9 protein-coding genes are annotated in these 12529 nt (G+C 70.9%); 6 read left to right on the forward strand and 3 right to left on the reverse strand.

The genetic code is table 11. The annotated features are described in order from the left end of the window. Nucleotides 1–58 precede the first annotated feature (58 nt). Nucleotides 59–1795, forward strand: coding sequence for a DUF4268 domain-containing protein (locus VGC13_RS19575; protein ID WP_331126973.1), 1737 nt, complete (start codon nucleotides 59–61; stop codon nucleotides 1793–1795). Here the strand turns inward: VGC13_RS19575 and VGC13_RS19580 are convergent. Continuing rightward, the gene (locus VGC13_RS19580) at nucleotides 1792–2571 is read right to left on the reverse strand and encodes a LytTR family DNA-binding domain-containing protein (RefSeq protein ID WP_331126974.1); all 780 of its coding nucleotides are present in this window, start codon (nucleotides 2569–2571) and stop codon (nucleotides 1792–1794) included. The two genes, VGC13_RS19575 and VGC13_RS19580, sit on opposite strands and share 4 nt — an antisense overlap. Then, complete coding sequence (locus tag VGC13_RS19585) at nucleotides 2568–4898, reverse strand: histidine kinase (RefSeq protein WP_331126975.1); 2331 nt, start codon at nucleotides 4896–4898, stop codon at nucleotides 2568–2570. Before VGC13_RS19585 ends, VGC13_RS19580 begins: the two co-directional genes overlap by 4 nt. A 348-nt stretch (nucleotides 4899–5246) precedes the next feature. On the opposite strand from VGC13_RS19585, the gene VGC13_RS19590 reads away from it, so the two are divergent. Genes VGC13_RS19590 through VGC13_RS19600 form a run of 3 tightly spaced genes read left to right on the forward strand, consistent with a single transcriptional unit; the run spans nucleotide 5247 to nucleotide 7997 of the window. Further along, nucleotides 5247–5663 carry a hypothetical protein gene (locus tag VGC13_RS19590; RefSeq protein ID WP_331126976.1) on the forward strand — a complete coding sequence of 139 codons (417 nt, stop codon included), beginning with the start codon at nucleotides 5247–5249 and terminating at the stop codon, nucleotides 5661–5663. A gap of 53 nt (nucleotides 5664–5716) precedes the next feature. Beyond that, on the forward strand, nucleotides 5717–6874 hold the full coding sequence (locus VGC13_RS19595) for a serine hydrolase domain-containing protein (protein ID WP_331126977.1): 1158 nt from the start codon (nucleotides 5717–5719) through the stop codon (nucleotides 6872–6874). Nucleotides 6875–6929: 55 nt separating this feature from the next. After that, on the forward strand, nucleotides 6930–7997 hold the full coding sequence (locus tag VGC13_RS19600; RefSeq protein ID WP_331126978.1) for a carboxypeptidase regulatory-like domain-containing protein: 1068 nt from the start codon (nucleotides 6930–6932) through the stop codon (nucleotides 7995–7997). 136 nt (nucleotides 7998–8133) lie between these two features. On the opposite strand, the gene VGC13_RS19605 is transcribed toward VGC13_RS19600, so the two are convergent. Beyond that, complete coding sequence (locus tag VGC13_RS19605) at nucleotides 8134–9165, reverse strand: SMP-30/gluconolactonase/LRE family protein (RefSeq protein WP_331126979.1); 1032 nt, start codon at nucleotides 9163–9165, stop codon at nucleotides 8134–8136. Between the two features lie 496 nt (nucleotides 9166–9661). Between VGC13_RS19605 and VGC13_RS19610 the strand changes: the two genes are divergently transcribed. Both VGC13_RS19610 and VGC13_RS19615 read left to right on the forward strand, forming a co-directional pair. Further along, entirely contained in the window at nucleotides 9662–10525 is an 864-nt protein-coding gene (locus VGC13_RS19610; protein ID WP_331126980.1) for an MBL fold metallo-hydrolase, read from the forward strand. After that, nucleotides 10522–12489, forward strand: a complete 1968-nt coding sequence (locus VGC13_RS19615) for an HD domain-containing phosphohydrolase (protein WP_331126981.1) — start codon at nucleotides 10522–10524, stop codon at nucleotides 12487–12489. The genes VGC13_RS19610 and VGC13_RS19615 overlap by 4 nt, the downstream gene beginning before the upstream one ends. The last annotated feature ends 40 nt before the right edge of the window (nucleotides 12490–12529 follow it).

The raw sequence follows: 12529 nt of genomic DNA on the forward strand, positions 1-12529 counted from the left end.
TCTATCCGGGCTGATAAACCGCATTACTGACCGCAACACGACTCGCCCAATTACTTCCATGGCCGTCCCCATTCAGCTTCTCATCGAGAATCAGCCGGCACTCGTGACGATCGCGCCCAGCGCAACGCTGCAGGAGGCCGTAGCGCGGATGATCGAACATGATTTCAGCCAGCTTCCCGTCGTGGAAAACGAGAGGCCGTACGGAACGCCGGCCAGCTTTGTCACCAGCACCTCCATCGCCCGTGCATTGAGCGTGTTCGGAACCACGCTCAGCGAGTTGCGCGTACGTGACGCATTGATTCCGGCACGCACGATGTCGGCGGATGAGGATCTTTTCTCCAAGATGGACGACCTTCTGGATGCCTACGCGGTCCTCGTCCTGAACCAGGATGGCACGCTGGCCGGGATCCTTACCAACTACGACACGACCAGGTACTTCAGGTCCCGCGCAGAGGACATGCTGCTCGTAGAGGACATCGAAGGCACGCTGAAGGACCACATCCGGTTCGCCTACGGAGGCGACGAGCTTGACCCCGACGGACCCCTTCAGGCAGCCGTCGACGGATTGGGCACGCGCGAGGACGGCCTTCGCCGCGCCTGCCAGAAGGCGTTCCGCAGGTTCTGCGGCCAGAACGGGCTCCCTATCAGCGATGCCGTCGTCCACGAGGTGATCGACGCCAACTTCGTCCGGTCGCAGGGAGCGCGGCGATTCGACAAGCTGTCGCTGAACGAATACATCCAGCTTGCCCGCACGGAAGACGCCTGGGGAAAGCTGGAGCCGCTGTTCGGCCTGTCCGACGAGGCGTTCCGACAGATGCTGGAGGGCGTCCGGGATACGCGAAACAAGCTCATGCACTTTCACCCCGACATCGAGAGGGTAGAGCGGGACCGGCTCCGGTTCTGCGCCCAATGGTTCAAGAACCATCCTCCGGCTACGCCCGAGACGGAGGCTTCAGCGGCGGAGGAGACCGGTGCCCATCCGTCCGCGGCCACGGATTCGACGGCTCCACCGGTGCCGGAGACGCCGGGGTACCTCGACGATGCCGGCGCCGGGGCAGACGCCGGGCTGGAGGCGGGAGCCGCCGTCGAAAGCAAGTATGCACCGCTGGCCGGGCATCTCGCGCGACAGCCCCGAACCATCGACCGCCTCACGCTGTCCTTTGCGGAGATCGAGAGGATCATCGGCGCGCCGCTGCCCGCGTCCGCTCGCGAGCACCGGGCGTGGTGGGCCAACGACTCCACCGCGCATGTGCAATCAGGAGAATGGCTGCGCGTAAACTGGCGTGTCGTATCGATCAACATGACGCTGGAGCGGGTGGTGTTCGCGCGAGCGCACGACCGGGAAAAAGCCTACATCGAATTCTTCAGCCAGGTGCAGAACCGGCTGCGTGAGATTCCCGGTTTTCCGGCGCAGGACGCAAATCCACTCGGCCTCAACTGGCTCAACCTGGTACGCTACCCCGAGTACGGGCTCACCCTCGTCGTTTCCTTTGCCCGCGGGGAGCGGATGCGCCTGGAGTGCTACATCGACATCGGTGACGGGGCGGAGAACGACCGCATCTTCGAATCGATGTACCGGCAGCAGGCCGCCATCGAGAGCACCGTCGGCGCGGCGTTGAACTGGGAACGGCTCGAGAAGCGGCGAGCGTGCAGGGTGGCGCTCTACACGCCGGGATCGATCACCGACGAGCCCGAGCACCTCGACTCGCTCGCGGGGTGGGTCGTGGAGAACGCTCCGCGCTTTCACCGAGCGATCCAGCAGGTGATCACGGATCGGCCGGTGGTCGCGCCCTAACCGGAGAAGAAGACCTTTTCCCGCAGCTGGTTGCGGTAGCCGCGGCTGCAGGTGACCTCCGTGCCGTCGTCCAGGATCACCGTGTACTCGGCGCGGGAGAGCGGCTCCACGGCGGCGATGCGCGACAGGTTTACGATCGCGGAGCGGTGGATGCGGATGAAGCGCGCCGGGTCCAGCAGCGTGGACTCCAGGTCGCCGATGGACTGGCGCATCAGCCGGTCGCCCTGCGCCAGGTGCAGCCGCACGTAGCTCCCCTCCGCCTCGATCCAGCGGATGTCCGCCACCCGCACCACCTGGTAGCGCTCACCCGCGCGGATGGCGAAGACCTCGGGGTAGGTGGCGCCGCGGGCGTCCTGGAGAAACGCCTCCAGCGCGTGCAGGCGCACGTCCTCGGCCGGCTCGGCGGCCCGCAGCTGCCTGCGCGCACGCTCCACGGCCGCGAACAGGCGCTCTTCGTCGTACGGCTTGAGCAGGTAGTCCAGGGCGTGCGCCTCGAACGCGCGCAGGGCGTGCTCTTCGTACGCGGTGATGAAGATCACCAGCGGCATCGCATCCGCCCCGATCGCCTGCAGCACGCCGAAGCCGGAGACCTCGGGCATCTGGATGTCGAGGAAGACGACATCGGGTGCGAATTCGCGTATCTGTGCGATGGCCTGCGCGCCGCTGCCGCACTCTCCCAGGATCTCCACGTCCGGCAGCGTTTCCAGCAGGCGCCGCACCTCTGCGCGCGCCGGCGGCTCGTCGTCCACGATCAGCACGCGGATCTTTTCGCTCATCCCCGCTCCGCCAGCGCAACGGGGAGACCGGCGCCCGTCCCCGCCGTCCGGACAGGCTCGGCGGACGCGACGGGGTGCTCGGAGAAAGGGATGCGGACGGAGGCGCGGGCGCCACCGCCGGGCGCCGCGGCCAGCTGGAACGCGTGGTCGGCGCCGTACAGCTGGCGCAGCCGCTGCCGCACGTTGGCCAGCCCCGTGCCGGTGCCGTCCGCGGCGGGGGCGTGCGCGGGGCCCACGCCGTCGTCCGCCACCACCAGTTCCAGCCAGTGCCCCGCGCGGCGGGCGGAAAGGACCACGCGGCCGGTGCCCTCGCGGGGGCGCAGGCCGTGCTTGACGGCGTTCTCCACCAGCGGCTGCACCAGCAGGTGCGGCACCCGCGCGTGCAGCGTGGCGGGCTCCACGTCGTAGTCGATCCGCAGCGCGTCGCCAAAGCGGGCCTGCTCGATCTCCATGTACAGGCGGATGAACTCCACCTCTTCCGCCACCGTGACCTCCTGCAGGCTGGCGCTCTGCAGCACGCGCCGCAGCAGCGCGGACAGGTGCGCCACCACGCGCCGCGCCTCGTCCACGCGCACGTGCATGAGCGACGAAACGGTGTTGAGCGCGTTGAAGAGAAAGTGCGGGTTGAGCTCCGCCTTGAGCGCCTGCAGCTCCGCCCCCGTCCGCGACAGCTCGCTCTCCCACAGCAGCGACCGCAGCCGCAGCTCGGAGATGCGCCGCGCGTGGTACTCGCGCGCGTAGATGAACCCGTGCGCGATCCCCGCCAGCGGCGGATACATGGCCAGGTCGCCCCACTCCCAGTACGCGCTGAAGCCGATCTGCACGCTTCCCCCCTCCAGCACCAGCCGCTGGAACGGGAAGTAGACCACCGCGTTCAGCAGCGCCACCGCCAGCGCGCCCAGCAGGTGCACGGCCAAGCGCCCTCGCCACTCGCCCCGGCGAAAGGGAAAGCGGGTGGAGAGGGCGCGGGCAGCCAGGGCCATGGACGCCCACCAGAGCGTCGCGTACGCGCCCATCCCGGCCACGTACACCCACGCTGGCGCGGTGAGCACCACCGATCCGTCCCCCACGTCCACGTACTCCGTGTAGACGGTGAGCAGCGTGTAGAAGAGGAGAAACGCGCCGTAGGTACCCATCTCCAGCCCCCGTCCCACCGCCGGCTCCCGCGCCTCCGCGGCCGGTGAGCCGGAGCGCGGCCCCGTCGCATCCGTCGCGCGGAAGTCCGGTGCGGGCCGCGGCTCCGGCGGTGGAGGCTCGGATGCGCACCGCAGTTCCACTCGCACGCCGCCGTCGTCCAGCGGCGCGCGGCGGAACGCGTATCCGCCGTGGACGCCGGCCGCCGCCGCCGCATCCATCCCCTCCCCGAACGGCACCCCGGGCGCATCCACGCGCAGCAGCACGTCCGCTCCGTCCGCGGCGGCGGAGATCCGGATGCGCGCCGGGCCGGCCACATCGTCCTGTACGGCCTGGTAGACCATCGTGACCAGCGACAGGTGCGGAACGGGCATCTCCAGCGCCTCGTCGCCGATCTCCCACTCCACCTGCAGCCCCGGACGCCGCAGCGCCTCCACCCGCAGCACCTCGCGGACGAACTCCACCTCCTGCTCCAGACGCACCGTCTCCATCCGCGCGTGCGCCAGCGTCCGCCGCAGCACCGAACTCAGACCCAGCAGCAGCCGCTTGGCCGCCGCCACGTCGCGGGAGAGCAGATCGCCGATGCTTTCCAGCGTGCCGGTGAGAAAGCGGGGGCTCCACTCCATCCGCAGCGCGCGGACCTGCGCGCGCATGCGGTCCGCGGTGCTCTCCGCCATCTCCCCGCGCAGCCGCAGCTCCTCCCGCTCCTGCGCGTGGTGGCGCTCGCCGTACAGCATGCCGTGCGCGAACACGGTGTAGACGCCGAATTCAAAGGTGCGGTGCACGTAGAACATCCATCCGCCCGCGGCCCACGGCCGCGGCAGGCCCGCCAGCCAGGCCAGCGCGTGCAGCCCGGCGAGCACCGCCACGTAAAAGACGGCGTACCGTCCCGGCCGGTGCCAGAGCGGAAATCGGCGGCTGGTGAAGAACGCGGCCAGCGGGTACGTGGCGGCGCCCGCAAGGTGCGGCACTACGCCCCAGGTGGGCAGCCGCACCGCCGGGCCCGGGTCCCCACGCTGGGGGAGCATGGTTAGGCCGAACCCGCCGCGCAGCACCTCCGACACCGCCACCCACAGCACCAGCAGCAGCTGCACCCGCTCGAACGCGCTCAGCCGCACGCGTCCACGCCACCATCCCCGCGAGGGAGACGGCGCGTCGTCGAGCGGAAGTCGCGTGGGCGGGGCGTGGGACATTCGGGCGGATGATCCAGGGGTGCGGCCAGGGGCTGGAAGGCGACGCCCGAAGATTACACCCGGCGCGTGTTTCCGTAAGGGGCGCAGCGGGTTGCGGGGAGCCGTCGGGGCCGATTCAGGCTCGTTTTCCGGCAGATGGAACGCCTCTGGGCAGGAAGCGCGTCCCCGTTCGACCGGCGGATTTCACCGTTCGTCGGCCAGATGTCGCGACCCGGAGCATCGAGACACAGCAAGGTCCCTGGCGCGTGTAGACTTGAGCCATCTAACGAACGCAGCGACGCACCCTGCGGCTGAGGGATGCGTCTTCCTGATATCGCCAGCCGCGCCATCCGACCTCGTGAGGAACCCATGACCCGCTCGACCCTTCGCGCCACCGCTTTCGCCGCACTGCTGCTCACCGCCGCCTGCGCCACCGCTTCAGGCGCGACCCCCGGCGCCACGCCCGCGGCCGCGCCCGCCACGGCGCTGGACCCGGCCGGCACCTACACCTTCAGCTCGGCGTTCCGCGGGCAGACGTTCGAGGGCGTCGTTCGCATCGCCCCCGATGAGCGCGGGGGCTACGCCGGCACGGTGACCACGCCCTTTACCGGCGAGATGCCCGTGCGCTCCGTGGACGTGCAGGGCAGCCGCGTCCGCGTCACCGCGACGGGGCGCGCGGGCGACGCCGTGCTGGAGATGGACGTGCGCGGCAGCGACTTCTCCGGCACCTGGACCTACGGCCCGTCGACGGGGCAGATGACCGGCCGCAGGGCCCCCGCCGCCTGATCCGCCCCGCGATCCTTCTTCTCGATACCGATCCTACGAAGATGCAGGATATCATGATCCCGTCACACCCCAGGGCGCCGCGCGCCCCCCGGGCCTCCGCACCGGCGCGCGCCCTTCTCGCGCTGGCGGCGCTCTGTGCCGCCGCCCTTCCCCGCGCCACCACCGCGCAGGCCGCGCCGGCACCCGCCGCCGCCATCGAGCAGGCGCGCACGCTGGCCCGCGCGCTCGTCAGCGACGACACCCTTCCGGGGCTTTCCGTCGCCGTGGGGATCGACGGGGAGATCGTCTGGGCGGAGGGGTTCGGCTGGGCGGACCTGGCGGCACGCGCGCCGGTGACGCCGGACACCCGCTTTCGCGTGGGGAGCGTGGCCAAGCCCATGACGGCGGCGGTCGCCGCGCTGCTGCACCAGCGCGGCCGGCTGGACCTGGACGCCCCCGTGCGCACGTACGTGCCGGAGCTTCCCGCCGGTCTGCCGCCACTCAGCACGCGCCAGCTGCTCGGCCACATCGCGGGGATCCGCGACTACGCCAATGAATCCGAGATGGCCCGCACCCGGCACTGCGGCGACGTGCGCGAAGGGCTCGACGTGTTCGCGAACGATCCCCTGATCGCGCCGCCCGGCACCCGCTTCGGCTACACCAGCTACGGGTACGTGGTCGCCAGCGCCGCCATCCAGGCCGCGGCCGGCGAGCCCTTCGCCCAGCTCATGCGCCGCGAGATCTTCGCGCCGCTGGGGATGGACCACACCCTTCCCGAAGCCGCCGGCCAGCCGGTGCCGGACCGCGCGACCTTCTACATCCGTGGCCCGGCGCTCACCCCCGCGCCGTACGACGACGACAGCTGCGTGCTGGCGGGAGGCGGCTTTCTATCCACGCCGTCTGACCTGGTGCGGTTCGGCTTCGGCGTGCTGCAGGGCGGGCTGCTCTCGCCCGAGACGGTGCGGATGATGTGGACGCCGCAGCGGCTCGCGTCCGGCGAATCGACCGGGTACGGAATGGGCTGGTTCGTCCGCGCCGTGCAGCTGCGGGCGGAAGGGCCCGCCGTGCCCATGCTGGGCCACGGCGGAAGCTCGTCCGGCGCAAAGACCTCGATGATGGTGTTTCCCGACCAGCGGATGGTGGTGGCGGTGACCACCAACGTCAGCCGCGCGGACGTAGCCACGCTGGCGGCGCGGCTGGCCATGGTGTTCCACGCCGCCGCCGCGCCCTGAATCCGCCGCTCCCCATCCCCCGCTTTCTTCCCTGCTTCCCTGATCTGGAGTTCTCGTGCACACCCTGCCCTTTCCCGCTCTCCGCCGTGCCGCCCGCGCGGCCGCCGCGCTCTTCGTCCTGCTGGGCGCCGCGCCATCCGCCGCGGCCCAGCCGGGGCACGGCGCGGCGGAGGGCGTCGCGCGCACCGCCGCGGACGGCGAGCCCCTGGCGCTGCTGCTCGTCCGCCTGCTCCCCGCCGCCGCGCCCGGCGCCGCCCCGCGCGACGCGGTCACGGACGCACAGGGCCGCTTTCGCTTCGATTCCGTCCCCGCCGGCGAGTACCGCCTGCAGGTGGAGCAGATTGGATACGAGCGGACGCAGTCGCCCCTGCTGCGCGTACGGACGGGGGAAACCCTGTTTCACGAGATCCGCAGCGCCGCGCGCCCCGTGCTGCTGGAAGCCGTCACCGTCGTGGGCGGCCAGTGCCTGACGGCCGACCGGCTGGCGGAGGACCCGGAGCTGGCCGTGCTCTGGAACGAGGCCCGCAAGGGCGTGCAGACGCGGCGCGCGTTCGACCTGCAGTACCGGTACACGCGGGTCATGCGGCAGGACGTCGCCACCCGCTGGCGCATCCGGGGCACCACGCGCCGCACCGAGGTAGACACCATGGTCAGCGAGCCGGACTCCGTGGCGCTCCGCGAGCAGCGCCGGCACGCACGGCACCGGGAGGTGGGCTACATGGAGGGCGAGCGGGTGCACGTGCCGTACGAAACCGAGCTGCTGGACGACGCGTTCCTCCGCGACTACTGCCTGGAGCCCTCGTTCGAAGAGGCCGAAGGCGCGTACGTGCTCCGCTTTCGCCCCGTGCGGCCGCGGCGTGACGGCGTCGACGTCCGCGGCGCCATCCACGTGGACGCGGAGAGCTTCGCCATCCGGCGGCTGGAGTTCGACTACCTTCGCGGCGGCCGCCCCTTCGCCACCGCGCACCTGGAGTACGACGACCTGCGGGTGGGCGGGAGCACGCTGCGCCTCCCCGTGCGCGGCGGCGCGGCGCTGCGCACCACGGGCGTCGGGCGGATGGCCGCTCTTGGCGCCACGGCCACGCTCGCCTACGAGTACGGCGGCTTCGAGCGGGTCAGGTAACTGAGGATGGAGTACAGAGGAGCAGAGATGCAAAGAGAGATACAGAGGAACCCGTGTTGCGGCCTCTGTATCTCTCTTTTGAACCTCTGCTCCTCTGTACTCCATCCTCTGTTGCGGAGCCGGCCCAGCCACGAGGCTACTGCAGCGGCACGAACGCGAGGCCGTTGTTCGGGTTCATCGGAATCACCAGCTGGTTCGCCCCTGCGTCGTAGCACATCGACGCCGCGCTCGGGATGTTGCGGGCGATGAGCTCCGCGGGCGCACCCGGACGGATTCGCGAAACGCCTCCCTGCATGACGCTGCTCACGTACTTGGTCCCATCCGGCATGATCACCAGCCCATCGCTCCCCGGCTGCGCCGCGTTCTCCGTCCGCACCAGTTGGCCGGCGGGCGAGAACGTCAGCACCTCGGCGTTGCCCACGTTGACGACGACTATGTTGCCCTGCGGATCGAGAGCGATACCGTTGGGCTGGCGGAGCGGCGCATCCTGCGCGAAGACCGACGCCGTGCCGTCCGGCGCGATCTTCCACACCCGCCACGTCGCCGGGTTCGGATTGTCGCCAAAATCGCCCGTCTGCGTGGCGTAGACCGCGCCGTCGTCCGCGACCTCGATGTCGTTCAGCCACGGGGCGCCCTCCACGCGCATCTCGCCCGCCGGCGCCCCGGTGCGCAGGTCGAAGCGGCGGATGACGGCGACGCTGGGCTCGTCCGCGCGGGTGCCGCCGTCGCGGTCGGCCACGTACAGCATGCCGCCCGCGACATCGCTGCCGTACGGCTCGTTCAGCACCAGCGGCGGCGCCATCCCCGACCGCTGGGCCGGGCCCTGCACCCCGATCCACCGGGCCGTGTGCACCGACCCGTCGTGGTTGATGAACGACACCCAGGCGTCGTTGGCCTGCACGCTCTGCGGAACGCCGCGGTTGGGCACCACGATGACGCCGCGCTCGGCGTCGTACGAGCAGCTCTCCGCGGAGTAGATGGCGCCGTAGACCTTTACGTTCGGCGAGATCGCCTCGAACTCCCGGCCGGGCGTGGCGGTGGCCGGCACACCGAGCGGATTCCCCACCGAATACGGCCGTGGTGCGTCCGGCTGCTGCGCAGCCAGCGGGGTGGCAAGGAAGCTGATGGCCAGACCCGCGGTGCGGCCGAGGGACCCTGCTCGTAGCATCTGCGCTCTCCTGGATGTCGTCATTGCAGTTCGTGCCGTTCAGCGGGAAGCGGGACGATCCCCGCGGCGCAGCAGCAACGTGCAGCAAGTCGCCCCTGGACGCCAGCGCGCCGGTGGCCGGTGAGGCTTCCTCGCCAGCCACCCGTGACGTGTCCACGTTCTGATGACATGTCTCATATCACGCCTTCTTCCTGGAAAAAGGTTGGCGTACAGAGGAACAGAGTCAAACAGAGGAATTGCGCCGAAAGTGAATCTCCTCCTCTGTCTGACTCTGTTCCTCTGTACCTTTCGCTGTTTGTCCGTTCCGGATCCGGGATCACGCCTCGGGGATCGCGATGCCGTAGTCCTTCGGCCGGGTTCGGCGGCGGAGTTCCAAGGGCAGCGGAAACGGCATCGTTGCACCCCGGCAACCCGAAGCCTAGCTTGCGCCGCAGCCCGCGTCGGATGCGGGCACTCTCCCGGTTTCCCCACGCAGGCGCCCCTCCCCCGCGTTTCCATGAGCGCTTCACGCGGCCTGACCGCCACCTGCTGGGGCACCCGCGGCTCCATTCCCGCGCCGGGCCCACAAACCGTGCGCTACGGCGGCAACACCAGCTGCCTGGACGTGCAGGCGGGCGGCCGCCGGTACCTGTTCGACGCCGGCACGGGGATCCGCGAGCTCGGCCAGCGGCTGGCGCCGGAGGGGCCGATGGAGGCGGAGCTGTTCCTCACCCATTTCCACTGGGACCACGTGCAGGGCTTTCCCTTCTGCCGTCCGCTCTATCATCCGGAGACTCGCGTCCGCGTACACGGTCCGCCGCAGGACGGCGCCAGCGTGGCCAGCGTGATGGCGGGGATCATGGCGCCCGCGTACTTCCCCGTGCCACTCCAGGCGCTCTCTCCGGGGCTACAGTTCGTGGACGCGGATGCCCGGCCGTGGAGCGACGGAACGGCGGAGGTGACTTCGCTGCGCGTCAGCCACCCCGGCTTTACCCGCGGATACCGGATGAATGCCGGCGGCGCCGCGCTGGCGTACGTGCCGGACAACGAGCTGGGCGACACGGACGGCACGCAGTACCGGCGGATGGTCGACTTCGTGGGGGGCGTGGACCTGCTGGTGCACGACGCCATGTACCTGGACGACGAGTACGCGGGCGTGCGCGGCTGGGGGCACAGCCGCGTGAGCGATGCCGTGCGGCTGGCCGAGGACGCGGGGGCGCGGCGGCTCCTGCTCTTTCACCACGCGCCCGAGCGGTCGGACGACGCGCTGGACGCCGTCGTGGAGGATGTCCGGCGCGGGCTGGCGGAGCGCGGGTCGGCGTTGCGGGTGGATGCGGCCACCGAGGGCGTGGCGATCGGCCTGGGTGGAGGTGGCGCATGAGCACCGCCCTTCCCCGCTCCGGCGCGGCTGGGCCGCTCCCGCCGCGCGTGGCCCGGCCGCCGCGTCCGCTGCTGATCCACTCCCCCGCGTGGACCCCGCCCGCGCAGCTCTCCAGCGCGCTGCAGACGCGGCCCGTCGATTCCATCGCGGACGTCATGCCCCCCACCGCACCCACCGTGCTGGTGCTGGACCGGCTGCTCGCGGCGGGGGCGGAGGGCCTGGAAGCCGCGCTGCGGGCACTGCCGGACGCCGTGATCGTGGTTCCCGCGGACGAGGAGGCGGATGCGCTGGCGCGCGGGAGCGAGCGCGTGCTGTCGATGCTGCCGCGGGGTGAGGAGGCGGCCGCGCGGGCCATCCGCGGCGCGCTGCGCCTCTCCGCCGCGCGGCTGGCGCAGGCGCGGCTGGAGCGCGAGCTGTCGGGCGCGCGCAGGCAGCTGCGCGAGCTGGCCAGCGTGGGGATGGCGCTGATGACGGAGCGCGATCCCGACCGCCTGCTGCGCACCATCCTTTCCAAGGCGCGCCAGCTTACCGGCAGCGACGCGGGAAGCCTGTACCTGGTGGAGGAGGACGAGCACGGCGAGGCGCGCCTGTGCTTTGCGCTGTCGCAGAACGATTCCATCGACGCGCCGTTCCAGGCGTACACCCTGCCGCTGGACACCACCAGCGTGGCGGGATACGCCGCCGTCACGGGCGAGACGCTGCGGGTGGCGGACGCGTACGACCTGCCGGCGGACGCGCCGTACCGGCTGAACCGCAGCTTCGACGAGCAGTTCGGCTACCGCACCTGCTCCATGCTCGTCGTGCCGATGGTGGACCACCCCGGCACCGTCGTGGGCGTGCTGCAGCTCATCAACCACAAGCGCGACCCGTCGGCCCGTATCGACGGGCCGGACGCCGCGCGGCGCTGGGTGGTGCCGTATCGCCCGCGCGAGCTGGAGCTGGTACAGGCGCTGGCCGGGCAGGCGGCCGTCTCCATCGAGAACTCGCGGTTGTACCGGCAGGTGGAGAACCTGTTCGAGTGCTTCGTGCGGGCCGCCGTGGTCGCGGTGGACCAGCGCGACCCCGCCACCTCCGGCCACAGCGTCCGCGTCGCCACGCTCACCTGCGACCTGGCGGAGGCGCTGGAGCGTGGGGGGCGCGGGCGCTACGCCGGCATGCGCTTCAGCCGCGAGCAGATACGCGAGCTTCGCTACGCCTCGCTGCTGCACGACTTCGGCAAGGTGGGAGTGCGCGAGGAGGTGCTGGTGAAGCCCAAGAAGCTGCCGCCGCTGCTGATGGAGCGCGTGCAGGCGCGCTTCGCCTTTATCCGCCGCACGCTGGAGATGGAGCACTTTCGCGCCCGCGCCCTTGCCGCCGAGCGCGGGGAGCGGCTGGTGGACGCCGCCGCGGAGGCGCGGATGGCGGAGCTGGAGCGCGTGCGGGCGCTGGTGATGGCCGCCAACGAGCCCACCATCCTCCCGGAACACTACGCGGCGGAGCTGGACGGGCTGTCGCGGCTCACCTTCGCGGGGCCGGACGGCGCGCCGCTGCCGTACCTTACGGAGGAGGAGCTGGCGTACCTGCGCATCCCCAAGGGCTCGCTGACGGACGGCGAGCGCAAGGAGATCGAGAGCCACGTGGAGCAGACGTACAACTTTCTGATCCAGATCCCGTGGACGGGCGACCTGCGCAACGTGGCCGAGATCGCGTACGGCCACCACGAAAAGCTGAACGGCCGCGGCTACCCCCGCGGCATCGCCGAGGCCGGCATCCCGCCACAGACGCGGATGATGACCGTGGCCGACATCTTCGACGCGCTGACGGCCAGCGACCGCCCCTACAAGCGCGCCGTCTCTCCCGAAAAGGCCATCGACATCCTGCACATGGAAGCGCGCGACGGCCTGCTGGACACCGACCTGGTGGAGACGATGGTGGAAAGCGGCGTCTACCGCCGCATTCTGGAGGTGGACTGGCGGGCGCTGTGATGCACGCGTGCCAACCGCCCCCGGCCCCGGTGGCAAACCT

This window comes from Longimicrobium sp. (genome assembly GCF_036399255.1).
GTDB lineage: Bacteria > Gemmatimonadota > Gemmatimonadetes > Longimicrobiales > Longimicrobiaceae > Longimicrobium.